Consider the following 22780-nt stretch of genomic DNA (forward strand, 5'->3'; position numbering starts at 1 on the left):
GGGCAGGCAAACATCGAAAAACTCCCAGAAAACGGCGCATCAGACCATCAACTCTGGGGGAAATTGTACTCGCAAACAGACAATAACACAAGAAAAATCATGAGGTTATGAATATTTCAGGGACGACTCATGGGGGCATCCTAGCGCGATTTGTGCCGCCGTGGGTTCGCTGTGGGTCGCGTACCATGCGGCCATGTTAGCCATCGCCGTTTCCCCCGCCATCCCAGGCGCTGAACCCACCGACGAACACTCCGCCGAACACGTCGTTTTCGGCGCCTGCCCGCACGACTGCCCGGACACCTGCGCCTTCGTGACCACCGTGCGCGACGGCCGCGCCGTGCGGTTGCAGGGCAATCCCGACCACGCGCAAACGGGCGGCGTGCTGTGCACCAAGGTCAGCCGCTATCTGGAGCGGGTGTATCACCCGGAGCGGCTGCTGCAACCCCTGCGCCGCGTCGGGCCCAAGGGGAGCGGCCGGTTCGAGCCCGTCACGTGGGAGGCCGCCCTCGACGACATCGCCGCGCGGCTGCGCGCGCTGGCCGCGCGCGATCCGCAGGCCATCCTGCCCTACAGCTACGCCGGCACCATGGGGCTGGTGCAGGGCGAGGGCATGGCCGCGCGCTTTTTTCACCGGCTGGGCGCGTCGCTGCTGGACCGCACCATCTGCGCCTCGGCGGGGGCGGCCGGGCTGGAGGCCACCCTGGGTGGCAAGGTCGGCATGCGCGTCGAGCACTTTGCCGAGAGCCGGCTGATCCTGATCTGGGGCAGCAACAGCGTCGGCAGCAACCTGCACTTCTGGCGCTATGCGCAGCAGGCCAAGCGCGCCGGTGCGCGGCTGGTGTGCATCGACCCGCGCCGCACCGAGACGGCCGAGAAATGCCACGAGCACCTTGCGCTGCTGCCCGGTACCGATGCGGCCCTGGCCTACGCCCTGATGCAGCAGTGCATCGTCCACGACTGGGTGGACCATGACTATGTGCAGCGCCACACCCTGGGCTGGGAGGCGCTGCGCGCACGCGCCTTGGAGTGGCCGCCGCAGCGCGCGGCCGCCGTCTGCGGGGTGCCGGTGGAACAGATCGTGGCCCTGGCGCGCGACATCGGCACCTGCGTGCAGCGGCGCGAGCCGGTGGCCATCCGCCTCAACTACGGCATGCAGCGCGTGCGCGGGGGCGGCAACGCGGTGCGGGCGGTGGCGTGTCTGCCCGCGGTCATCGGCGCCTGGCGCCACCGGGCGGGCGGCTTGCTGCTGTCCAGCTCCGGCAGCTACCCGGTGCGGCGCGAGGCGCTCTTTCGCCCCGACCTGCTGCAGCGCAGCCCCTGCCCGCAGCCGCGCGTCATCAACATGAGCACCATCGGTGACGACCTGCTGCGCCCAGCGTCGCCGGACTTTGGCCCGGCCATCGAGGCCCTCATCGTCTACAACAGCAACCCCGTGGCGGTCGCGCCCGAATCCGCCAAGGTGGTGCGCGGCTTCGCGCGCGAGGACCTGTTTACCGTGGTGCTGGAGCAGTTTTGTACCGACACGGCGGACTACGCCGACTATGTGCTGCCCGCCACCACGCAGTTGGAGCATTGGGACATCCACCTGAGCTACGGCCACACGGACGTGTTGCTGAATCGCCCCGCCATCGCGCCGCTGGGGCAGGCGCGGCCCAACACCTGGGTGTTCCGCGAGCTGGCGCGGCGCCTGGGCTTCGACGATCCCTGCTTTGCCGACGATGACGAGGCGCTGTGTCGCCAAGCCTTCGGGGAGGCCGTGGATTTCGACCTCCTGCTCGCCCGTGGCCACGTCACCCTGGCGCTGCCGGAAGCCCCGTTTGCCGAGGGCGGCTTTCCCACCCCGTCCGGCAAATGCGAGCTGGCCAGTCCCCGGCTGGCGGCTCAGGGGCTGGATCCACTGCCCGCCGTGCTGCCCAACCACGAGGCGCCGGGCACCGATCCGCGCCATCCGCTGGCCATGATCTCACCGCCGGCGCGGCATTTTCTCAATTCCACCTTCGTCAACGTCGTGTCGCTGCGCGACGCCGAGGGCGAGCCGCTGCTGGAGATGCACCCGGAGGATGCCGCTGCGCGCGGCATTGCCGATGGCGATTGGGTGGAGGTGTTCAACGACCGGGGTCGGCACCGCACGCGCGCGCGGCTCAATGGCCGGGCCCGCCCCGGCGTGGTGGTGGGGCTGGGCATCTGGTGGCGCAAAATGGGGGCGGACGGCACCAACGTCAACGAACTGACCAGCCAGGCCCTGACCGACCTGGGCCGCGCGCCCACCTTCTACGACTGTCTGGTGCAGGTGCGCCGGGTGCCGGCATGACCGCCGGCGCGGATCACGCCAGGCTGTTCACCAGATCCGCGTAGCGCTGCATCGCCTCGTCGCGGCTCAGGCCCTTGATTTTGTTCCACGCATCCCACTTGGCGCGGGCCACCAAGTCGGTCAGGCTGGGCTTGGCGGTGGTGTTGTCCCCCTCGGTGGCCTGCTTGTACAGCGCGTAGAGCTGCAGCAGGGTGGCGTTGTCGGGGCGCTGGGTCAGGGTCTTGACGCGCTCCAGGGCGGACTCGAAGGCAGTTTGGGCGGTGCTCATGGCTGCATCATACGAACGTTCGTTCTTTTTCGCAATCCGCCCCAGCCGGCGCTGCGCGGCGCCGTCCCTGGCTCCGGGTGGCGCCATGCCACAATCGCGACCGCGGCGCGGGCTCTCGCCGCATTCGACCCCGCAGAGGATGGCGCGCACATGACCCTTCTTGTCACCGGCGGTGCCGGTTTCATCGGCAGCAACTTCGTGCTCGACTGGCTGGCGCAGTCGGACGAGCCGATCGTCAATCTGGACAAGCTCACCTACGCCGGCAACCGCGAGAACCTGGCCAGCCTGCAGGGCGACCCTCGCCACCACTTCGTGCAGGGCGACATCGGCGACCGGGCCCTGGTCGATCGGCTGCTGGCGCAGCACCGTCCGCGCGCGGTGCTCCACTTTGCGGCCGAAAGCCATGTGGACCGCTCCATCCATGGGCCGGAAGACTTCATCCAGACCAACGTCGTGGGCAGCTTTCGCCTGCTGGAGGCGGTGCGCGCTTATTGGAGTGCCCTGCCGGATGCCGAGCGCGCGGCGTTTCGTTTTCTGCACGTCAGCACCGACGAGGTCTACGGCACCTTGGGGCCCAACGATCCCCCGTTTGCCGAGACCAACCGCTACGAACCCAACAGCCCCTACAGCGCCAGCAAGGCCGCCAGCGACCACCTGGTGCGCGCCTGGCACCACACCTACGGCCTGCCGGTGCTCACCACCAACTGCTCCAACAACTACGGGCCGTACCACTTTCCGGAAAAACTCATCCCGCTGATGATCGTCAACGCCCTGGCCGGCAAACCCTTGCCGGTGTACGGCGACGGCCAGCAGGTGCGCGACTGGCTGTATGTGCGCGACCACTGCAGCGCCATCCGCCGCGTGCTGGAGGCCGGCCAGCCCGGACAGACCTACAACATCGGCGGCTGGAACGAAAAGCCCAACCTGGAGATCGTGCACACCATCTGCGCGCTGCTCGACGAGCTGCGCCCCCGGGTCGACGGCCGCTCCTACCGCGAGCAGATCACCCATGTGCCCGACCGTCCGGGCCACGACCGGCGCTACGCCATCGACGCCCGCAAGATCGAGCGCGAGCTGGGCTGGAAGCCGGCCGAAACCTTCGAGACCGGCATCCGCAAAACCGTGCAGTGGTACCTGGACCACCCCGACTGGGTGCAGCGCGTGCAAAGCGGGGCGTATCGGGAGTGGGTGCACAAGCAATATGGGGCTGCGGCCGCATGACCCGTCCGCGCATTTTGCTGCTGGGCAAAAACGGCCAGGTCGGCTGGGAACTGCAGCGCAGCCTGGCCGTCCTCGGGGACGTCATCGCCCTGGACCGTGCGGGCGGCGTCTGGCCGGGGCACGATGCAGCGCTGTGCGGCGATCTGACGGATCTGGACGGCCTGCGTCGCACCGTGGCGGCACTGCAGCCGGCCGCCATCGTCAATGCCGCGGCCTACACCGCCGTGGACAAAGCGGAGAGCGAGCCGGAACGGGCCCACCGCACCAATGCCCAGGCCCCCGGTGCGCTGGCCGAGGCGGCGGCGGCCTGCGGGGCGTGGCTGGTGCACTACAGCACCGACTACGTCTTTGACGGCAGTGGGGAGCGGCCGTGGGCCGAAGGCGACGCAACCGGGCCGCTCAACACCTACGGCCACACCAAACTCGCGGGCGAGGACGCCATCCGCGCCAGCGGCTGCCGGCACCTCATCCTGCGCACCCAGTGGGTGTACGGCGTGCGCGGCGGAAACTTCGCCCGCACCATGCTGCGCCTGGCGCGCGAGCGCGAACGCCTGACCGTGGTGGACGACCAATGGGGCGCGCCCACGGGGGCGGATTTGATTGCCGATGTCACCGCCCACGCGCTGCGGCAGGTGCTTGCCACGGGGCAGGGCAGCGGCACCTACCACCTCGCGGCGGCCGGGGTGACCACATGGCACGGCTACGCCTGTCATGTCATCGAGGCGGCCCGCCGCCGCTGGCCGGACGCGGGCTGGCGCGTCTCGGCCATCGACCCCGTGCCCACCAGCGCTTTCCCGACGCCGGCGCGGCGCCCGCACAATTCGCGGCTGGACACCACCCGCCTGCAGCGCACCTTCGGCCTGCATCTGCCAGCCTGGCAGACTGGGGTGCAGCGGTGGGTCGAATCGCTGCCGCTGCCCTGACCGGGGTGCCCGGGGCGTGCCGTTGTTGGGGAAATCGCGACGCCCGGCGCGCGCAACCGGCGTTTGCCTTGACGCTCGGGGGGACGCGTGCTACCGTCGCCGCGACACAAGTCGAAGACCATCGCGCACAGGAGGTCCCTTGAACCGATTCAAAACAGCCTACGCCGCGCTGGCGGGCAGTCTGCTCGTGGGCTTGGGGGGGTGCACCCATGCGCCCATTCCTGTGGCCGAGAATTTTCCGTACACCGCGCAGAAAAAAGTCCGCTCCGCCGGGCACTGGGACGCCGTGGCGGGCCATGTGGTGTCCAACACGCTGACGCGGCTGGGCCAGACCCCCGCGGCAGGCGCCGCCCTTCAGGTCGGCCTGCCGGCGTCGCCCACCGCGTTCGACCGGGCCTTCCGCGAGCTGCTGATCACCCGCTTGGTCAACGAGGGCAAGACGGTCGTCGAACGCGACGACGCCCCCATCAAGGTCAGCTACCAAGCGCAGGTGGTGCGCCACAACAGCGACCGTCCGCACTTCATTCCGGGTCTCTTCACGGCCATCACCTCTGGCGTCTACGTGGCGCACTACCTGGGCGTCCATGCGCACCCCGACGCGGCCATGGTGGGCGGGTTGGGCTACGCCGTGATCGCCGACGTGGCCCGCAGCCAGTACACGGGCGGGCCCACCCACACCGAGGTCATTTTGACCACCACCATCATGCAGGGCGACCGTTACCTCGTGCGCAACACCGACGTGTACTACGTCGAGGACAGCGACGCCACCCTGTTCCAGGTCGTGCGCGGCCCCGCGTCTCGCGAATTCAAGGTGGTGTCCCAATGAGAGCCTTCGCTGCGTTTGCCATGGCGGCGGCCGTGGCCCTGGCCGGTTGTTCGTCGCAGCCCAAAGCCACCCTGCCAACGTACGAGCAGGCGGCTGCGCACCCGTTTCTGCAGGCCAACCGCGATGCGATGGCCAAGCTGCTGGCGGGGCTGCCCGCGGCCCAGGCGTCGCCGCTGCTGGTGGCCACCATTGTCGATGTCAACGACCTGCGCGTGTCCTCGCCGCTGGGGCGCACGCTGTCGGAGCAGTACAGCTCCGCGGCGGCGGCCGCTGGGATCGATGTGCGCGAAATGAAGCTGCGCGGCGACGTGTTCGTGCGCGAGCAAACCGGCGAGCTGCTGCTGTCGCGCGAGATCAAGGACATCGCCCGGGTGCATCAGGCCACGGCGGTGCTGGTCGGCACCTATTCGGTCGCTGGCCAGTATGTGTACGTCAACGTCAAGCTGGTGCGATCGGAAACCGGCCAGATCCTGAGGGGCTATGATTACGCCCTGCCGATGGATCGCGACGTCCAGCGCCTGGTGCGCAAGCCCACGGGCGACTACTGACGGCCAGCCGCCCCTTGCGCCGCATGGGGGCGGGTTTCTTCGTTCAATCATCACCGCCTGATCCCGCCGGGTCGGGTGGCTTCCGTTTATGCGCAAAGGCATCATCCTGGCCGGCGGCTCCGGCACCCGCTTGCACCCGGCCACGCTGGCCGTCAGCAAGCAGTTGCTGCCGGTGTACGACAAGCCCATGGTCTACTACCCGCTCAGCACGCTGATGCTGGCGGGCATTCGCGACGTGCTCGTCATCAGCACGCCGCAGGACACGCCGCGCTTTGCCCAGTTGCTCGGCGACGGCAGCCAGTGGGGCATGAATTTGCAGTACGCCGTGCAGCCCAGCCCCGACGGGCTGGCGCAGGCCTTTCTGATCGGTGCGGACTTCGTGGCCGGGCACCCCAGCGCGCTGGTGCTGGGCGACAACATCTTCTACGGGCACGACTTCCAGCCCCTGCTGCACGCCGCCGATGCGCAAACCACGGGTGCCACGGTGTTTGCCTACCATGTGCACGATCCCGAGCGTTATGGCGTCGTGGAGTTCGACGCGCAGGGCCGTGCGATCAGCATCGAAGAAAAACCCCGGGCCCCCAAAAGCCCCTACGCCGTCACCGGGCTGTATTTCTACGACGAGCAGGTGGTGGATATTGCGCGGGCGGTCCGACCCAGCGCCCGCGGCGAGCTGGAGATCACCTCCGTCAACCAAGCCTATCTGGAGCGCGGCCAGCTCAACGTGCAGATCATGCAGCGCGGCTACGCCTGGCTGGACACCGGCACCCACGACAGCCTGCTGGATGCGGGGCAGTTCATCGCCACGCTGGAGCGGCGCCAGGGCCTCAAGATCGCCTGTCCGGAGGAGATCGCCTGGCGCCAGGGCTGGATCGATGCGGAGCAACTGCATCGGCTGGCCCAGCCCCTGGTCAAAAACGGCTACGGCCAGTACCTGTTGAGCCTGTTGCGATAAGCCCATGCCGTACACCATCACCCCGACCGCCATCCCCGGCGTGCTGATTCTGGAGCCCAAGGTCTTTGGCGACGCGCGCGGCTTTTTTTTCGAGAGCTTCAACCAGCGCGACTTCGAGGCGGCCACCGGGCTGAGCGGCATCGCCTTCGTACAGGACAACCACAGCCGCAGCGCCAAAGGCGTGCTGCGCGGCTTGCACTACCAGTTGGCCCCGCACGCGCAGGGCAAGCTGGTGCGCGTGGTGCGCGGGGCGGTTTTCGACGTGGCGGTGGACATCCGGCGCGGCTCGCCGACCTTTGGCCGGTGGGTGGGGGTGGAGTTGAGTGAGTCCAACCACCGCCAACTCTGGATCCCGCCCGGGCTGGCGCACGGCTTTCTGACGTTGACCGACAGCGCCGACTTTCTCTACAAGGCCACCGACTACTACGCGCCCGAGTCGGAGCGCTGCATCCGGTGGGATGACCCGACGATCGGCATCGACTGGCCGTCGTTGGGCATGGCCCCGCTGCTGTCGGCCAAGGACCAGGCCGGTCGTGCGCTGGCGCAGGCCGATCTTTGAACCCTCTCGCGGGTGACCCTGGCGTGTCGGCATCGCAGACCCGATTGCGCATCGCCATCCTGGGCACGCGCGGCATTCCCGCGCGCTACGGCGGCTTCGAGACCTTTGCCGAACAGCTCTCGGTCCGACTGGTGCAGCGCGGATTCGATGTGACGGTCTACGCCGAGTCTGACGGTCCCCCGCCGCCCGATGCCGTGTATCGCGGGGTGCGCGTGCGTTACCGGCGCCGGCCCCGCTGGGGCGCGGCCTCCGTGATCGCCTACGATTGTGCCTGCCTGTGGGACGCGCGCCGGGGCTATGACCTGGTCTACATGCTGGGCTACGGCGCGGCGTGGGCCTGCTGGTGGCCGCGCCTGTGGGGCACTCCGGTCTGGATCAACGTGGACGGCCTGGAGTGGGCGCGCAGCAAATGGAGCGCACCCGCCCGCTTGTACCTGCGGGCGATGGAGTGGGTGGCCACCCGCACGGCCACGCGCCTGATCGCTGATGCCGAGGCCATCGCCCGGCGGTTCCGCCAACGCTACCCGCGCGGCGCGCCATGCACCACCATCGCCTATGGGGCCGACGTCGTCGACCCCGCCACGGTCGATCCCGCGCCCTTGGCGGCCTGGGGCCTGACCCCCGGCCAATACGCGCTGGTCGTCGCTCGGCCAGAGCCCGAGAACCACGTGCTGGAGATCGTCGAGGGCTACTTGCAGCACCCCGGCGGCGGGCCCCTGGTGGTGGTGGGCGACGTCAGCGGTGCGACCGCCTACCAACGCCGCCTGTTGGGTCTGCGCAGCGACCGCGTCCGTTTCATCGGGGCGGTCTACGAGCCCGCCACGCTAACGGCCCTGCGGGCACACGCCGCGGTGTACCTGCACGGTCACTCGGTCGGGGGAACCAACCCGTCGTTGCTGGAGTCGATGGCCTGCGGCAGCCTCGTCATCGCCCACGACAACCCCTTCAACCGCGAGGTGGCGGGGGAGGGGGCGGAGTACTTCGACGCAGCGCCGGCGCTCGCCCGCGCACTCGCGTCGCTGCGCCACGAGGCGCCAGACCGGTTGCAGCAGCGCCGCCGCTGGTTGCAAGGCGTGGCGCGCCGACGATACGACTGGGACCGCATCGCGCAGGCCTACGTCCACCACATCCACCGACAGCTGGGCCATGCCAATGCCGTGCAGTGAGCCCGCAGGGCCCATCGACATTTTGCTCGCCACGTACAACGGGGCAGCCTATTTGCGCCCGCAGATCGAGTCGCTGCTGGCGCAGGACTACCCCGATTTCCGTGTCCTGGCCAGCGATGACGGCTCCACCGACGGCACCCCGGCCATCCTGGTCGAGTATGCGCAGCGCTTTCCGGGTCGTTTCGTGCTGACGCCCCCGCCGCGGCCCGGGCAGGGGGCACTGCGCAACTTCGAACACCTGATGGCGACCTGTCTGGCGCAGGACCGCGCGCGGTGGTTTGCGTTCGCCGATCAGGACGATGTGTGGCTGCCCAACAAACTCGCCCTGTGCGCGGCCCGCATGCAGGCCCTGGAGTCCGAAGGCGGGGCCGACTTGCCCTGCCTCGTGCACACCGATCTGTGTGTGGTCGACGCCGCGCAGCGGATCGTGCATCCGTCGCTGGCGCGTTACGAAGGGTTCGACCCAGCGGCGGCGACCCGCGAATCCATGCTCAGCGTCAACCAGGTCACCGGCTGCACCGTGCTGGGCAATCGGCGCCTGCTCGATCTGGCGTTGCCACTGCCCCAGGCGGCCATCATGCACGACTGGTGGTGTGCCGTGGTGGCTGGCAGCGGCCGGCGGGCATTCGTCCCCCTGGCCACCGTCCACTACCGCCAGCACGGCGCCAATCACATCGGTGCCCGCAACCGCAGTGTGCTCGCGCGCGCCCGCCGGGTGCTGTTCGACGGCGCCGGCGTCTGGCGACGGGTGCACCAGCTGGGGGCGCAGACGTGGCACCAGGCGCAGGCCCTGCGGCAGCGGTTGCGCGAGCGGGGGCTCGATGACCGGTACGTGGCCGAGTATCTCCGCTGGCGGGCCGCGCCGCGTTTCGCGCAACTGCCGGGGTACCGGCGATACTATGCGGGGCCGGAGCTGGACCGGCTCAGCCGTTGGTGCCTGTGGCGCGCATGGCCGACCGAGCCGATACAGCCGATACCCGCCGTGGACCGATGAACCCCGTTTCCCTCTCATGACCGATTCGCACGACGTCACCCGCGCGCCCCGCCCCAAGCTCGGGGAGCTGTTGCTGGCGCAGGGCAAGCTCTCGCCGCCCGACCTCGAACGTGCGCTGCAGGTGCAAACCTCCGTCGGCGGGCGCTTGGGCAAACTGCTCGTCCAACTCGGGTTGGTGTCAGAGGCCGATGTCTACGCCGCCCTGTCGGCGCAGACCGGCATCCCGCTCGTGCGGTCCGAGGCCTTTCCCACGGCCCGCCCCGACTGGGGGCCGTTGAACGCCGCCTTCTTGCTGGCCCACCACACGCTGCCGCTCGGGGATGTGGGTGCGGGCGATGCCGCACCCGTCTTCGTCACCAGCGATCCGTTGGATCCTCTGCTCGTCGAGGGGCTGCGCATTGCGCTCGGGCGCAGTCCCGAGCTGCGCTGGGGGCTGGAGTCCGAAATCGCCCAGCGCCACCGCGAGTGGCTGGAGGCCGACAACCCGCCGGAGGAAGCCGCCACCGGAGCGGCCACCGGCGCGTCCGAATTCATCGAACACCTGCGCGATCTGGCGTCCGAGGCACCCATCATCCGCCGCGTCAACGAAATCGTCGACAAGGCCGTGTCGCTGCGCGCGTCCGACATCCACATCGAGTCCTACGAGGACAAGTCGCTGGTGCGGGCCCGGGTCGATGGGGATTTGATCGTGGTCGACGAGATCGACGCCAAGGACGTGGCGGCCGTCGTCTCGCGCATCAAAATCCTGTCGCAGCTCGACATCGCCGAGCGGCGCCTGCCGCAGGACGGCCGCACCAAACTGCGCCTGCGCGGCAAGGAAATCGACGTGCGCGTCTCCACCGTGCCCACCATGCATGGCGAGTCGGTGGTCATGCGCCTGCTGGAGCGCAACGTCGACATGCTGTCGCTGGACCGGCTCAACTTCCGGCCGGACGTGCTGGCGGCCCTGCGGCGCATGCTCGCCACCCCGCACGGCATCCTGCTGGTCACGGGCCCCACCGGCTCAGGGAAGTCCACCACGCTTTACGCTGCCATGCGCGAGCTGCCGGGCGAGTCGCTCAAGATCCTCACCGTCGAGGATCCGGTCGAGTACCGCCTGCACTGGCTCAACCAGGTGCAGGTCCAGCCCCAGATCGGCCTGACATTCGCCAGCGTGCTGCGTTCTTTCCTGCGGCAGGACCCGGACGTCATCATGATCGGCGAAATGCGCGATGGCGAGACGGCCGGCATCGCGGTGCAGGCGGCCCTCACCGGCCACCTCGTCCTGTCCACCCTGCACACCAACAGCGCCGCGGGCGCCGTGGTGCGGCTGATGAACATGGGCGTCGAGCCCTACCTCATTTCTGCCACGCTGGTGGGCGTGCTGGCCCAGCGTTTGGTGCGCCGCCTGTGCGATGCGTGCAAGGCGCCGCTTGCGCCGCAGGCCGCTGCTCAAGCCGCTGCGCTGCTCGGCGGCGCGCTGCCGGCGGATGCGCCCATCTACACCGCCGTCGGCTGCCCAGCGTGCCGGGGCACCGGCTACCATGGGCGGCTTGCCATCCACGAGCTCATCGACATCGACGAGGCCGGCAAGCAGGCCATCCTCGGCAAAGGCGCGGACCTGGAGGGGCGGGACTTCCACCACGTGGGCGGCACCCTGCTGCACGACGGTGCGGCCAAGGTGCGCGCCGGCCTGACCACCGTCGACGAAGTGCTGCGCGCCACCCGCCAAGATGACTGAACGCATCCGTTACAAGGGTCTTGATGCGCAGGGCCAGCCCTGCGAGGGGGTGCTGCAGGCACCGACGCTGGAGGCCGCGCGGCTGCGGCTGCTCGGGCAGGGCATCCGCATCGTCGAGCTGCAAGCGGGCGACGCGCCCGCGGATGCCGCGCGGGGCCCACGGCGGGCCTCGATCAACGCGGCCGACGTGCTGCTGTTCACGCGCGAGCTGGCCCAGCTCAAGCGGGCCAACCTGCCACTGGACAAGGCCTTGACCATCCTGCGCGATCTGGCGCCCACCGAGCGCCTGCAGCGCTTCGTGGCCGACGTGGCCGACGGCATTCGTGGCGGCAAAACGCTGCACCAGGCGCTGCAGCCGCATGAATCCTCGCTGGGGCACCAGTACCTGGCGATGATCCGGGCGGGGGAGGCGTCGGGCAACCTGCAGCTCGCGCTGACCGATCTGGCCGCGCAGCTGGAGGCCGACGCCCGCCAGCGCGGGCAGCTCGTCACGGCGCTGACCTACCCGGCCATTCTGCTCGGCGTCTCGGTGCTGTCGGTGTTTTTGCTGCTGCTGTTCGTCGTGCCGCAGTTTCGCGATCTGTTCGATGCCATGGGCGACGCCCTGCCGCTGACCACCCGCTGGGTGCTGGCGTTCAGCGATGCGGTGCGGCTGCACTGGCAGGTCGGCCTGCTGCTGGCGCTGGCCGTCTTTTTGCTGCTGCGCCAGTGGCATGCCCGTCCGTCGGGCCGTCTGGCGGTGGATCGCCTGCTGTTGCGCCTGCCCGTGCTCGGCGACGTGGTGGCGGCCTTGCAGTCGGCGGTGTACTTCCGCACCCTGGGCATGCTGCTGCAGCGGGGCGTGCCGCTGTTGGACGCCCTGCGCTACGCGGCCGAGACCTTGACCAACCATGCCCTGGCGGCCGAGGCCCGGCCCCTGGTCGAACATGCCAAGGCCGGACGGCGCCTGTCGGACGGGTTCGCGGGCCAGCGGCTGGGCGAGCGCGGGGCCGCCGCCCTGATCCGGGTGGCGGAAGAAACCGGCCAACTCGCCCCCACGCTGACCCGGCTGGGCGAGCGGTTCGAGGAGGACAGCCGCCGGGTTCTGGCGCGCCTGCTGTCCATGGTGGAGCCCCTCATCATCATTGCCTTGGGTACCATCGTGGCCTTCATCATCATCGCCATTCTGGGTGGGGTGCTCTCCATCAACGAAACCATTTGAACCGAAAGGGGTTTTTCATGAACGTCGTCCGGACGCTGCAGGCGTCGGTCTCCCCCACTGCGCGCGGGGTCCGCGCGCGACCGCGCGCCACCGGGTTTACGCTGGTCGAGCTGCTGGTCGTGCTCGTCATCCTCACGCTGTTGGCCAGCCTGGTCGGCCCGCGCCTGCTCGATCAGCTCGGGGGGGCCAAGGCCAAGACCGCCCGGGTCCAGATTGCCGAGATCGAGCAGGGCCTGGACCTGTACAAACTCGACGTCGGCCGCTATCCGTCCGAGGCCGAGGGGCTGCGCGCGCTCGTCGAGCGGCCGGCCAATGTCCCCGGCTGGAAAGGGCCGTACCTGAAGAAAGGCCTGCCGCTGGACCCCTGGAACAACGCCTATCAGTACACCCCGGTGGGCCGGCACGGCGGGCCGGACATCTACTCGCTCGGCGCCGATGGCAAACCCGGCGGCGAGGGCGACGATGCCGACATCTACAACTGATCCATGCGACAGCAAGGCTTTACCCTGCTCGAACTGCTGGTCGTGCTGGGCATCGCCGCGTTGGTCGTGACCGTCGTGGGCGTGCGGGCCGATGCCTGGATGGAGCGTTCGGCCTACCACCAAGCCGTGCGCGATGTGGCCACCTTGCTGCGGGCCGGCAAAACGGCGGCCTGGCAAGAGGGGCGCGACGTGGCCGTACGCCTGGACGCCGGAGGGCGCGTCCTGTCGTTGGGGGATGACGCCCGCGCCCAGGTGACCTTGCCCGCGGACCTCGATGTGCAGGCGGAGCGCATCGTGGCCGCCACCGTGGGGCGGGCGGGGGATGCCGCGATGGGCCCGCTGTTCGTGTTTCGCGCCGACGGGTCCGCCTACGGGGGGCGCCTTGCGCTGTTGCGCGGGCAGACAGGGGTGGCGTTCCAGGTCAATTGGGCGCTGGGCTCGGTCGAGCAGATCAGCGTCGCCGCCCCCCCGTCATGAGGTCAGGGCGACTCGACGGTGCGCGTGTCGATGGCGCACCTGCACGGGCGATGCGCGGCTTCACTTTGCTGGAGGCCCTGATCGCCATCGCCATCGCCGCGCTGGCGCTCGGAGCATTGGCCCGCGCTGCAGGGCAGGGCGCGCGCACGGCGGCCGAGGTGGCGGACCGGCAGCAGGCCGCCATGGTCGCCCGCGCCGTGGTGTCTACGGGCACGTTTGCCGAGGACTACCTGGCCGCTCCCGAAGGCGAATCCCCGCCCTGGGCCTGGCGCGTTCGGGTCACGCCGCAGCCCGCCGTCCTCGCCGACGCCGCCCATAGCCAACCGGACCAGACCTTGCCGGCGGCCCGCGTGTTGGTCGAGGTGTTTCGCCTCGGCGAACGGGACGCCGAGCCGGTGTGGGTCTTGTCGGCCTGGAAGCCGTATCGCACCGCGCCATGACCCGCCGCCCGCAGCGCCGGCCAGCCGGCTTCACTTTGCTGGAGTTGCTCATCGCGCTGGCCATCACCGCCTCGACCGTGGCGCTGGTGTTTGCCACCTATGGCGTGATCGGACGCACCGAACAGCGTGCCCAAGACATCATCGCCCGCACCGAGCACATCCAGGCGGTCCACAACTGGTTGCAGCGCAAGCTGGAGGGCGCGCGCCTCATCAGCCGTTTGGAAGCCGGGGCCACCCTCCTGTTCTTCAACGGCAATCCCGCCGGTGCTCTGTGGGTCGCTCCGCTGCCGGAGCGGGGGCCGGGCGGGGGGCTGCATGTCATTCGCGTCGCGCTCGACCGCCACGCCGACGGCACGGTGGACTGGGTGGCCGAAGCCCTGCCTTACGACGGGGCGCTGATGCAGCTGGATTGGGCCCGCGCCATCCGCACCCCGCTCGCGCAGGGTCTGCGCACCCTGCAATGGCACTATCTGGATGGAAAAACAGGCCAGTGGGTGCAGGACTGGCCCTCCAACCGCCCCTACTACCCATCGCGCATCCGCATCGAGGTGGCGGACGCCCAGGGGGCCTGGCCCCCGTTGGTCTTTGCCTTGGCGAGGGCGCGATGAGCAGGGGCCGGCAGCGGGGCGCCGCCCTCATTCTGGTGCTGTGGTTGGTGGCGGGGCTCGCCCTTGTGGTGGCGGCCAGCGCCCGCTCGGTCAGCGGCCATGTCCGTCTGGCGGCGGTGGAGCTGGAGCGCCTGCGGGCCGAGGCCGTGTTGGACGGTGCCATCGCACTCATGGCCCAGCACCTGCGCCGTGCGCCCGACGGTGGGGCGGCGTACCGCGTCTATCGTCTGACGCTGGGGTCCGACGTCGTCGATATCGAGGTCACCCCGGCCAAAGGCTTGGTCGATGTGGCCGTGGCCAGTGACGAGGTGTTGCAGGCGCTGTTGCGCGACGTTGGCGGGTTGTCGGCTGGGGAGGCTGTGGTGATCGCGTCCCGGATTCGCGATTGGATCGACCCTGACGACCAGCCGAGTGGCATCGGCGGGGCCGAAGCAGCACAGTATCGCGCCGCCGGATGGCCTTCGCTGCCCCGCAATGCCGCGATGGAAGACGACGCCGAGCTGTTGGGGGTCATGGGGGTCACCTCCGATCTGTATGAGAAAATCCGTCCGTTTTTGGGCGTCAACGGTGGACAACGGATCGACATCGCCGCCGCCCCACCGGGGTTGATCGATCGGCTGACGGGCAAGCCGGGTTTGGGTGCTCGTCTCCACGCCTTGCCCGCCGAGCGCCGCGAAGCGGAGTTTGCCGCCTACACGGCATCCCCGCTGTTCGAGCATCGTCCGGGCGTGGCCGACCGGGCGTCGCGTCTGCGCGCCCAATGGATGGGGTCGCAGGGGCACCGCTGGCAACGGCAGGTTTGGGTGGACCGCGCCGAGCGCCCGGACACCTTGACCCCGTGGACGACTTTGTGGGTGGAGCCCACACGCCGCACCCGCGGTTTGGAGCAGGACATCAATCCATGACAGGCAAGACGGCCGTGCAAAACCGCCTCGCTCAGGGTCTCGATCGCATCGCGTGGGGGCTGTTGGACCTTCGCGATCGGCTGGTCGCGCGCGGCTGGTGGCCGGCCTCGCGCACAGTGGCCGGTGACGGTGCGGGCGCGCGCTGGGCCATCCGCGGCACGCGCGCCCACCCCCTGGCGTCGAACGGCAAGGTCCGCGCCGCCGTCGTGGCGGCGGACCGCTGCCTGTGGGGCCAGCTCACGCTGCCGGCAATGGCCCGCGGGGCACTGCCCTCGGCGGTGAACGAGGCGCTCTACAGCCTATCCCCCCTGCCACCCGACCAGATGCTGTGCGCGTGGCGTGCAGAGCCGGCCGCCGATGGCACTTGGCGCGTGCAATGGGGCTTGGCGCCCCGCGACGCCCTGGGTGCCCTGCGGCAAAGCCTGGGGGTGGGGGACTCCGCCCCCACATTCCTGCTGCATCCCCAGAGTGGTGCCTGGGCGGTGCGCGATGCCGCGTTCGCGCGGCAACGGCGACGGCAGGCGTGGTGGGATGCGGCCGCCTTGCTCGGCCTGGGGGTGGCCGTGGCCAGTGCCGCCGTCCTCGCGGGGATGCCCGCCGCCTTGCAGCGCCAGGGCGTCGTTGGCGCCATGCAGCAGTTGCAGACCCTGGACCCCCAGGCCGCGCCCATCCGCCAACAACTCGATGCCTTGCGCACCCAGGCCCGCATCGTCGAGGACATCCGCGCGGGCCACGATGCAGCCGTGCCCGCGGCATCCATCATCGAGGCCCTGGCCGCCGCGCTGCCCGACGATACCGTGCTGGACCGCATCGACATCAACGGCCGCGATATCCGCATCGGCGGCCTGACCCCCAACGCCACCGACCTGTTGTCCCGCGTGGCGGGGCACGGGGCCTTTGCCGATGCCAAGGCCCCCAATGCCGCCGTTCGCGACCCGGGCAGCAACAAGGAGCGCTTCACCTTCGAGCTGCGCTGGAAAGGGGGGAGCGCCTCATGAATCCCTGGACCCGCCGCGCGCTGGTCGTGCCCATCGTGTTGCTGCTGGCGATCGCCGCCGCGGTCGCCGGGGTGGCCACGTGGCTGTTGCAGCGCTACCAGACCGGCTTGCAAATCCTGGAGCCCCGCATCGAGCGCCTGGCCGGCGTCGTCGAGGCAGGGGGCGACATCCAGGCCCAACTGGAGCAGGCCACGCAGCAGGTTGGCCCGTGGCTGCACCCGGCCGGCCCCAACGTCTCGACCGAGGTGCAGCAACGCCTGCGTGCGCTCATCGATGGTGCCGGCCTCACGTCGGTGGCGCTGCAGGCGGCCGAGCCCGACGCCAGCGGTCCCGTCACGCGCGTGCGCATCAGCGCCACCCTCACGGGCCCCTGGCCCGCGGCCGTGCGCCTGTTGCAGACCCTGCAACAGCAGCGCCCAGCGTTCTGGGTCCAGTCCCTCAGTGTGCTGCGCGAGGGGCGGGACGCCCCCACCGAGCCCCAGACCGTGCGCCTGACGCTGCAGATCGACGCCCCCGTGGTGCGGGAGGCTGCGCCATGAAGTTTTGGCTTGCCGTCTTGTCCCTCGTGGCGGCCTGTCTCGGTTCCGCCGCGTGGTGGTGGGATCGGGACCACGACCTGTGGCGACCGCCCCCGCCCAACCGGCCCGAGGTGCCGACCGTCCAGCCGCTGCCGGCTCCGGAATCCGTGCCTGTCGCCGCAGCCATCGAACGCCCCTTGCTGTGGTCGTCGCGCCGTCCGCCGCGGGCCCGCACGCAAGAAGACCGCTTGGTCGACGAACTCAACCAGTCCCGTCTGCTGGCCGTGTTGCAAAGTGGCGAGCAGCGCATCGCGCTGTTACGCGCGCCCGATGGCCGCCTCGTCAAATACGGCAGCCAGAGCCGGCCCTGGCGGCTCGAATCCTTCGATGGCCGTCAGGCCAGCTTCGTGACCGAGGAGGGGCAGCGCGCCAGCCGTCCACTCGAACCCATTCGCGGTCGCTGACGCCCCTGGCTTTGCCCTTGATACCTATCCCGGACGACACCATGACCCCACGTCTGACCGCCCTGTTTATGGCCCTGGTGATGGCGGGTTGCGCCACCGCGCCCCGCGACGCCGTGACCGTCACCACCCGCCCTGTCGATGCCGCTGGGCCAGCCGATGCCGCCCCCGCCGGGGCGGAATCCCCGTCCGCCACACCGCCGGCCACCGGTACCCCAGCCGCGGCCCCGTCTGCGGCGCCCACCGCAGCATCGACCAAGCGCCAGCCGACCACGCAGGTGTTCCCGGGCACCGACCGGGTCGTCAAGGCCGACGTCGCACCGCGCCCGGACGCGGTGCTGGCCCGCGGCGATCTGGTGTCCCTCAATTTCGAGGGCGCGCCCATCGGCCAGCTCGCGCAAGCCCTGTTGGGCGACCTGCTGCAGCTCAACTACACCGTCGATGCCGGCGGCGACATCCCCATCAGCCTGCGCACCCACCAGCCCATCCCGCGCCCGCAGGTGCTGGACGTGCTGGACGCCGCCTTGTTGCCTCATGATCTGGCTGTCGTGCGGGACCCGGCCGGCGTCTATCACGTCACCAAGCGCAGCACCACCCCGGGTGCGCGCCCCGTGGTGGGCGCGGCGCGCCTGCGGGAACTGCCCGGCGCCGGCATCGTCATCGCACCGCTCAACCACATTGGCGCGGCCGAAATGGCCAAAATCCTGGCTCCCGTCGCCCCGCGCGAGGCCCTGGTCCATGTGGACACGCTGCGCAACCTGCTGGTCCTGCAGGGCAGCAAGGCGCAGCTCACCGGCTGGCTGGAGCTGGTGGATGCGTTCGACGTGGACTTTCTGTCCGGCATGTCGCTCGGCGTCTTCGTGCTGGAATACGCCAACGTCAACGAGGTGCGCGACGCCATGCAACTGCTGCTGGGGTCCGACCGCGCGGCGGAAATCGTCGGCCAGGCCGGCGCGGACGGGGCCTCGTCGGGCGGGATCCCCGCTGCGGCCACGGCGGCTGCAGGCGGGGCTGCCGGGGGCGGACGCTCTGGCGCGGTCAATCCCCTGGCCGGCCTGGTGCGCGTGCTGCCGATCGAGCGCTTGAATGCCCTGGTCGTGGTCACCCCGCGCCAGCACATCCTCGCGCAGGTGGAAACCTGGATTCGCCGCCTGGACCGCCCGACCGAGGCGCACGAATCCGCCCTGTTCGTCTACCCCGTGCAACACGGCTCGGCGGTCGATCTGGCCGACATGCTCAACGGCCTGTTTGGCGCCGACGGCGCGCGCGGCGCCGGTGTCGCTGGTGGCAACGCCCCGACGCAACTCGCGCGGGGCACTGGCACCGCCGTGGGGACGACCGCGTCCACCACCGCCCCGCGCAGCGGCACGGGGGGTACCACCAGCGGCGCCTCCGCGGCCCCGTCGCTTGCGCTGCCTGCCACGGCCGGCAGCGGCAACGCCACGGGCCCGCTCACCACCACCGCCCGGCTGGAGGGCAACATCCGCGTCGTCGCGGACGAAAAGCGCAACGCCTTGCTCATCCGCGCACCGCGCCCCGAGTACCGCCGCATCGAGCAGGCCCTGCGCGAGCTGGACAAAGCCCCCTCGCAGGTGCTCATCGAGGCCAGCATCGTCGAAGTCAGCCTGACCGGCAATCTGCAATACGGCGTGGAGTGGTTCCTGCAAAACAGCCTCAGTCGCGACCGCGAGGGGCAAGCCCTGCTCAACCTGCGGCAAAGCGGCGCCATCGGCCCGCGCCAGCCCGGCTTCTCGTACACCATCCTCAACCGTGCCGGGGCCATCCGCGCCACGCTCAACGCCCTGGCCGACAACTCCATGCTGCGCGTGCTGTCCAACCCCTCGGTGCTGGTGCAGGACAACCACAACGCCACCATCCAGATCGGGCGGCAGCAGCCCATCAAGACCGCCACCACCGTGGCCACCAACAACCTGGTGACGGAGTCCATCAGCTACAAGGACACGGGCGTCATGCTGTCCGTCACCCCGTCGGTCAATGCTGGCGGCACCGTCACCATGGACATCGTCCAGCAAGTCACGGACGTGGGGGAAATCGACGCCGCCACCGGCCAGCGCAACTTCCTCACGCGCCAGATCCAAAGCCGCGTGGCCGTGCGCTCCGGCGAGACCGTCGTGCTCGGCGGCCTCATCCGCGACAACGAGACCAACGGCAGCTCGGGCCTGCCCGGGCTGTCGCAGATCCCCGTGCTGGGGGCCCTGTTTGGCACACAGACCAAGCAGCGCGACCGCACGGAGCTGCTCGTGTTGCTGACCCCGCGCGCCCTGGACGACGACGACGCCCTGCGCGCCGCCAGCACCGAGCTGCGCGAGCGCATGCGCTCCCTGTCACTACAGGCGCCCGTCGGCGCCCCGGCCGCGCTGCCCACGCCCCGGGCGCGCGAATGACGTCCCACCCCCGGTGAACCAATCCCCGTGACGCGAGTCCATCCCAACGCCATGTCGAAGTCATCCGTACTCTCCCACCCCCGGTCCACCGCACACCCCCTCACCGTTCATCGGCGGCACGCGCTCGCCTGTCTGCTGGCGCCGGCGCTGGCCACCCTGGTGTCGGGTTGCGCCACTTCGCCCGCAAATACCGCGCCTGGCGATGACCGTGCCTTGTTGCTGGAGCGTGCGAGCGCTTACTGGGCGGCCACCAAGGCCAACGATCTGGTGACCGCGTGGCCATACGAGGACGTGTCACTCGATCCGCGCTGGACCCTGCAGGCCTACCTCAAGCGCGGCGGCATTCAGTACGACGCGGTGGAGGTCAAGGGCGTGCGCAGCCTGGAGGGTGACACAGCCGTGGTGGACGTGGAAATCCGCTTCAGCCTGCCGCAGATGCGCCTGCGCAACCAAGTCAGCGTCATCCCGGATCGCTGGCGCCGCATCGATGGCCGGTGGTACCATGTGTTGGGGCGCAACTCCCTGTTTGACGATAAGCGTTGACCCAGGGTGTTGTGTCCGTGCAACGGGGACGGGAGTCGGGTGTGTGTGGTGCCTGTTGCCTTGAGACAGACGGCCGTTTCCCTGTATGATTGTCATAGCCCAGTCGGAACCGACGGTTGGGTTAGGAATCCCGCAAGGGTTGCAAAGCTTCCTTGTCATCAACCAAAGGACTTGTAAGATGAAGAAACTCGCCATTGCTGCAGCCGCCGCTGCCGCCATGACCGCCGGTGTGGCGCACGCCTACACGATGGGCACCTTCTCCAACGGCTTCGTGGTGCCCAACGTCATCCATGACGGCGGCAACGTGTCGACGGCTGTTGGTGTGGTCTCCACTGAAGCGACGAGCGTTTTCTGGACGTTCTTCGACCAAGATTCCAAGCACGTCACCGACGGCTGCTTCCAGATGACCGCCAACGACTATCAGCCGTTCGTGTGGCTGTCGAATTCGGGTGTGGGTCTGCAGAACAAGCGTGGCTACCTCGTGTTCGCTGCGGCCACGGGTACCACCTGCGGCGGCGCCACCACCATTCGTCCGGCGACGGCCCAGACCCTGGCTGGTCACGCGTTTGAGTACAACTTGAGCGCTAAAGACGTTGCTTATGTTCCGGTGATCGATGGTCCGCTGGGTATCACGTCGGGTGCCGATCTGACCACGCTGGGTGCTGCTAGCGTGGCCTCCGTGGGCGGTGCGGCTGTGGTGGGTAACACGCTGTACATGCGCTACTACATCGACGGTGCTGCCGGTGGTGATGACACCCGCATCGTTGTGTGGTCGACCGGTAACCAAAAGGGTACCCACACGGTTAACATCTTCGACGACAAGCAAAACCGCAAGTCGGTGAACTTTGATCTGTCGTTCGAGGAGCTGGACTGGTTCGATCCCGAGACCATCGCTGGTCGTCCGGCTGATTTCAAGGACGGCTTCATTGTTTGGAACACGGGTAATGCTGCCCCGACGTTGGCAGGCTCGGTGTTTAGCTACAGCGTGATCAGCGCGCCGGCGTTTGGTGCGGTCCAGACCATCCTGAACCCGCATACCCGCTAATCTAATTACAGGGACTCTGTTCTCTGTCTGAAAAGGCGCCCCTCGGCGCCTTTTTTTATAACGAACCACAGGTTTGAAAAAATGTTTGGTGTTCGTCTATTCCGTTTTTTTGACGCCTTGTGGATCCGAGGTTGTGCTTTGCTGATGCTTGCTGGTATGCAGTCTGCGTGCCAAACCCCAGTTGTGGCGGGTAAAAATCTGGGTTTGGATGAATTAAAAAAAAATACTCCTCAAGCGATGATCTCCATTCCTTCGCCCGAGGTTTGGGGGGGGGAGGTGCGCTGTGATTCTGGAGCTTGTCGCTGGGTTGCCGTTGAGCACGAAACCAGTCAAGTGGTGCTTTATGCCTTGCAGGGTAGGCAGGCTCGTCTTTTGGATCGGCGCTCGGTGGCGTATCATCCCGACAGCGCCAAATGGATCGATAATTCCCACGTCGTTGCGGCTGTCGAAAAATCTCAAACATTAGATATATTCTCTGTGTCGTCGGAGGGTAAGCTAAATCCTAAGGCTCAAATTGACGTGGGTTTCGAGCCGCGGGATGTCGCCGTGTTGCCCGCAAGAGACGGCGGTTGGCTGTTGTTGGCAACCCCCTATCGGGGGGAACAGGTGGCTTGGGTGTATTGGCATCCCGCTAAATCCCCTCGGAAAGCATTGCAGACATGGTGTGCTGCTCCGTGGCACGTGACGCGCGTGCCGAAGGGGCCCAAAGGACAGGGGCCTGGTCTGACCGTAGGTTGTTTGGACGATAAGCAGTTGCTTTATGTGCCCGAGCCGCATACGTTCGAAGAAGCGGTGGCCTCTCCCGTCACGTCCGTCCGGATGTTCGATCATGTCCCGCGTCGTGTGGGGGTGACGCCATCGGGGCGTTACTGGTATGTCGCGTTAGAGCTCGGGGGCTCTGTTGCCCGCTATGATGTTGTAGCTAATATATGGCAGACTCTGCCGTTTACCGTGTTTGGGGCGGTGGGCGTAGCTGCTTATGACGATGATACTGTCGCCTGGGGGGAAAATAACCAAATTCTGTTGGTCCGCTATGATAAGGAAGGCGGTGTAGTGGTTCAGCGCCGTTTTCCGGTTTCGGGGTTTCCAACAGAATTGCAGTGGATCGATGTTGATCAAGATGGTGTTATTGATTTAATCTCGATGAATTCTGCGGGGCCTGCGTCGGATATTTTGTATGGCCCGTTGTTGCCGTAGTGTAAATGT

24 protein-coding genes are annotated in these 22780 nt (G+C 68.6%); 23 read left to right on the forward strand and 1 reads right to left on the reverse strand.

What is annotated here, in order from left to right:
• The first annotated feature begins 193 nt into the window (after positions 1–193).
• Positions 194–2311: a molybdopterin-containing oxidoreductase family protein gene (locus Tfont_RS11055; protein ID WP_143969481.1), complete on the forward strand. Its 2118-nt coding sequence runs from the start codon at positions 194–196 to the stop codon at positions 2309–2311.
• A gap of 13 nt (positions 2312–2324) precedes the next feature.
• Here Tfont_RS11055 and Tfont_RS11060 read toward each other — a convergent pair whose 3' ends face one another.
• Complete coding sequence (locus tag Tfont_RS11060) at positions 2325–2579, reverse strand: acyl-CoA-binding protein (protein ID WP_143969482.1); 255 nt, start codon at positions 2577–2579, stop codon at positions 2325–2327.
• A 150-nt stretch (positions 2580–2729) separates the two neighbouring features.
• Here Tfont_RS11060 and rfbB point away from each other — a divergent pair, with 150 nt between their 5' ends.
• The 22 genes from rfbB (at position 2730) to Tfont_RS11170 (ending at position 22771) form a co-directional block, all read left to right on the forward strand.
• Positions 2730–3800, forward strand: a complete 1071-nt coding sequence (gene rfbB, locus Tfont_RS11065; protein WP_143969483.1) for a dTDP-glucose 4,6-dehydratase — start codon at positions 2730–2732, stop codon at positions 3798–3800.
• Positions 3797–4723: a dTDP-4-dehydrorhamnose reductase gene (gene rfbD, locus Tfont_RS11070; protein WP_143969484.1), complete on the forward strand. Its 927-nt coding sequence runs from the start codon at positions 3797–3799 to the stop codon at positions 4721–4723. Before rfbB ends, rfbD begins: the two co-directional genes overlap by 4 nt.
• Positions 4724–4862: 139 nt before the next feature.
• Positions 4863–5549 (forward strand): hypothetical protein, encoded by a 687-nt coding sequence (locus Tfont_RS11075; RefSeq protein ID WP_068606542.1) that lies wholly within the window; start codon positions 4863–4865, stop codon positions 5547–5549.
• A complete protein-coding gene (locus Tfont_RS11080; protein WP_143969485.1) occupies positions 5546–6097 on the forward strand; it encodes a FlgO family outer membrane protein in 552 nt (183 codons plus the stop codon). Before Tfont_RS11075 ends, Tfont_RS11080 begins: the two co-directional genes overlap by 4 nt.
• A gap of 88 nt (positions 6098–6185) precedes the next feature.
• Positions 6186–7052, forward strand: coding sequence for a glucose-1-phosphate thymidylyltransferase RfbA (rfbA, locus tag Tfont_RS11085; protein ID WP_068606538.1), 867 nt, complete (start codon positions 6186–6188; stop codon positions 7050–7052).
• A gap of 4 nt (positions 7053–7056) precedes the next feature.
• Positions 7057–7611 (forward strand): dTDP-4-dehydrorhamnose 3,5-epimerase, encoded by a 555-nt coding sequence (gene rfbC / locus Tfont_RS11090; RefSeq protein WP_143969486.1) that lies wholly within the window; start codon positions 7057–7059, stop codon positions 7609–7611.
• 23 nt (positions 7612–7634) lie between these two features.
• Positions 7635–8777 carry a DUF1972 domain-containing protein gene (locus Tfont_RS11095; RefSeq protein ID WP_185974521.1) on the forward strand — a complete coding sequence of 381 codons (1143 nt, stop codon included), beginning with the start codon at positions 7635–7637 and terminating at the stop codon, positions 8775–8777.
• Between the two features lie 22 nt (positions 8778–8799).
• Positions 8800–9771, forward strand: a complete 972-nt coding sequence (locus Tfont_RS11100) for a glycosyltransferase family 2 protein (RefSeq protein ID WP_260682366.1) — start codon at positions 8800–8802, stop codon at positions 9769–9771.
• A gap of 16 nt (positions 9772–9787) precedes the next feature.
• Entirely contained in the window at positions 9788–11491 is a 1704-nt protein-coding gene (locus Tfont_RS11105) for a GspE/PulE family protein (RefSeq protein WP_143969489.1), read from the forward strand.
• Positions 11484–12692 carry a type II secretion system F family protein gene (locus tag Tfont_RS11110; protein WP_143969490.1) on the forward strand — a complete coding sequence of 403 codons (1209 nt, stop codon included), beginning with the start codon at positions 11484–11486 and terminating at the stop codon, positions 12690–12692. The genes Tfont_RS11105 and Tfont_RS11110 overlap by 8 nt, the downstream gene beginning before the upstream one ends.
• 17 nt (positions 12693–12709) lie before the next feature.
• The gene (gspG, locus tag Tfont_RS11115) at positions 12710–13174 is read left to right on the forward strand and encodes a type II secretion system major pseudopilin GspG (protein WP_143969491.1); all 465 of its coding nucleotides are present in this window, start codon (positions 12710–12712) and stop codon (positions 13172–13174) included.
• A gap of 3 nt (positions 13175–13177) precedes the next feature.
• Positions 13178–13651, forward strand: a complete 474-nt coding sequence (locus Tfont_RS11120; protein ID WP_143969492.1) for a prepilin-type N-terminal cleavage/methylation domain-containing protein — start codon at positions 13178–13180, stop codon at positions 13649–13651.
• A 50-nt stretch (positions 13652–13701) separates the two neighbouring features.
• Complete coding sequence (locus Tfont_RS11125; protein WP_185974522.1) at positions 13702–14091, forward strand: prepilin-type N-terminal cleavage/methylation domain-containing protein; 390 nt, start codon at positions 13702–13704, stop codon at positions 14089–14091.
• Positions 14088–14699 (forward strand): prepilin-type N-terminal cleavage/methylation domain-containing protein, encoded by a 612-nt coding sequence (locus tag Tfont_RS11130; RefSeq protein WP_143969494.1) that lies wholly within the window; start codon positions 14088–14090, stop codon positions 14697–14699. Before Tfont_RS11125 ends, Tfont_RS11130 begins: the two co-directional genes overlap by 4 nt.
• Positions 14696–15604, forward strand: a complete 909-nt coding sequence (locus Tfont_RS11135; RefSeq protein WP_143969495.1) for a type II secretion system minor pseudopilin — start codon at positions 14696–14698, stop codon at positions 15602–15604. Before Tfont_RS11130 ends, Tfont_RS11135 begins: the two co-directional genes overlap by 4 nt.
• Complete coding sequence (locus tag Tfont_RS11140) at positions 15601–16602, forward strand: PilN domain-containing protein (RefSeq protein ID WP_143969496.1); 1002 nt, start codon at positions 15601–15603, stop codon at positions 16600–16602. The genes Tfont_RS11135 and Tfont_RS11140 overlap by 4 nt, the downstream gene beginning before the upstream one ends.
• Positions 16599–17141: a type II secretion system protein GspM gene (gene gspM / locus Tfont_RS11145; RefSeq protein ID WP_143969497.1), complete on the forward strand. Its 543-nt coding sequence runs from the start codon at positions 16599–16601 to the stop codon at positions 17139–17141. The genes Tfont_RS11140 and gspM overlap by 4 nt, the downstream gene beginning before the upstream one ends.
• On the forward strand, positions 17138–17584 hold the full coding sequence (locus Tfont_RS11150) for a hypothetical protein (protein WP_143969498.1): 447 nt from the start codon (positions 17138–17140) through the stop codon (positions 17582–17584). Before gspM ends, Tfont_RS11150 begins: the two co-directional genes overlap by 4 nt.
• Positions 17585–17625: 41 nt before the next feature.
• Positions 17626–19986 (forward strand): type II secretion system secretin GspD, encoded by a 2361-nt coding sequence (gene gspD, locus Tfont_RS11155; protein WP_143969499.1) that lies wholly within the window; start codon positions 17626–17628, stop codon positions 19984–19986.
• 51 nt (positions 19987–20037) lie between these two features.
• Positions 20038–20529: a hypothetical protein gene (locus tag Tfont_RS11160; protein WP_143969500.1), complete on the forward strand. Its 492-nt coding sequence runs from the start codon at positions 20038–20040 to the stop codon at positions 20527–20529.
• Between the two features lie 178 nt (positions 20530–20707).
• The gene (locus Tfont_RS11165; RefSeq protein ID WP_143969501.1) at positions 20708–21574 is read left to right on the forward strand and encodes a hypothetical protein; all 867 of its coding nucleotides are present in this window, start codon (positions 20708–20710) and stop codon (positions 21572–21574) included.
• A gap of 81 nt (positions 21575–21655) precedes the next feature.
• Positions 21656–22771, forward strand: coding sequence for an NHL repeat-containing protein (locus Tfont_RS11170; RefSeq protein WP_143969502.1), 1116 nt, complete (start codon positions 21656–21658; stop codon positions 22769–22771).
• The last annotated feature ends 9 nt before the right edge of the window (positions 22772–22780 follow it).

This window comes from Tepidimonas fonticaldi (assembly GCF_007556755.1).
In the GTDB taxonomy this organism is placed as follows: Bacteria; Pseudomonadota; Gammaproteobacteria; order Burkholderiales; family Burkholderiaceae_C; genus Tepidimonas; species Tepidimonas fonticaldi.

Excerpts from the sequence above, each read along its gene's own strand:
- Tfont_RS11105 (WP_143969489.1), top strand. The coding sequence starts at position 9,788 with ATGACCGATTCGCACGACGTCACCCGCGCGCCCCGCCCCAAGCTCGGG.
- rfbA (WP_068606538.1), top strand. The coding sequence starts at position 6,186 with ATGCGCAAAGGCATCATCCTGGCCGGCGGCTCCGGCACCCGCTTGCAC.
- Tfont_RS11160 (WP_143969500.1), top strand. The coding sequence starts at position 20,038 with ATGTCGAAGTCATCCGTACTCTCCCACCCCCGGTCCACCGCACACCCC.
- gspG (WP_143969491.1), top strand. The coding sequence starts at position 12,710 with ATGAACGTCGTCCGGACGCTGCAGGCGTCGGTCTCCCCCACTGCGCGC.
- Tfont_RS11120 (WP_143969492.1), top strand. The coding sequence starts at position 13,178 with ATGCGACAGCAAGGCTTTACCCTGCTCGAACTGCTGGTCGTGCTGGGC.
- Tfont_RS11125 (WP_185974522.1), top strand. The coding sequence starts at position 13,702 with ATGCGCGGCTTCACTTTGCTGGAGGCCCTGATCGCCATCGCCATCGCC.
- rfbB (WP_143969483.1), top strand. The coding sequence starts at position 2,730 with ATGACCCTTCTTGTCACCGGCGGTGCCGGTTTCATCGGCAGCAACTTC.
- Tfont_RS11140 (WP_143969496.1), top strand. The coding sequence starts at position 15,601 with ATGACAGGCAAGACGGCCGTGCAAAACCGCCTCGCTCAGGGTCTCGAT.
- rfbC (WP_143969486.1), top strand. The coding sequence starts at position 7,057 with ATGCCGTACACCATCACCCCGACCGCCATCCCCGGCGTGCTGATTCTG.
- Tfont_RS11110 (WP_143969490.1), top strand. The coding sequence starts at position 11,484 with ATGACTGAACGCATCCGTTACAAGGGTCTTGATGCGCAGGGCCAGCCC.
- Tfont_RS11135 (WP_143969495.1), top strand. The coding sequence starts at position 14,696 with ATGAGCAGGGGCCGGCAGCGGGGCGCCGCCCTCATTCTGGTGCTGTGG.
- Tfont_RS11165 (WP_143969501.1), top strand. The coding sequence starts at position 20,708 with ATGAAGAAACTCGCCATTGCTGCAGCCGCCGCTGCCGCCATGACCGCC.
- rfbD (WP_143969484.1), top strand. The coding sequence starts at position 3,797 with ATGACCCGTCCGCGCATTTTGCTGCTGGGCAAAAACGGCCAGGTCGGC.
- Tfont_RS11170 (WP_143969502.1), top strand. The coding sequence starts at position 21,656 with ATGTTTGGTGTTCGTCTATTCCGTTTTTTTGACGCCTTGTGGATCCGA.
- Tfont_RS11130 (WP_143969494.1), top strand. The coding sequence starts at position 14,088 with ATGACCCGCCGCCCGCAGCGCCGGCCAGCCGGCTTCACTTTGCTGGAG.
- Tfont_RS11150 (WP_143969498.1), top strand. The coding sequence starts at position 17,138 with ATGAAGTTTTGGCTTGCCGTCTTGTCCCTCGTGGCGGCCTGTCTCGGT.
- Tfont_RS11060 (WP_143969482.1), bottom strand. The coding sequence starts at position 2,579 with ATGAGCACCGCCCAAACTGCCTTCGAGTCCGCCCTGGAGCGCGTCAAG.
- Tfont_RS11055 (WP_143969481.1), top strand. The coding sequence starts at position 194 with ATGTTAGCCATCGCCGTTTCCCCCGCCATCCCAGGCGCTGAACCCACC.
- gspM (WP_143969497.1), top strand. The coding sequence starts at position 16,599 with ATGAATCCCTGGACCCGCCGCGCGCTGGTCGTGCCCATCGTGTTGCTG.
- Tfont_RS11080 (WP_143969485.1), top strand. The coding sequence starts at position 5,546 with ATGAGAGCCTTCGCTGCGTTTGCCATGGCGGCGGCCGTGGCCCTGGCC.
- gspD (WP_143969499.1), top strand. The coding sequence starts at position 17,626 with ATGACCCCACGTCTGACCGCCCTGTTTATGGCCCTGGTGATGGCGGGT.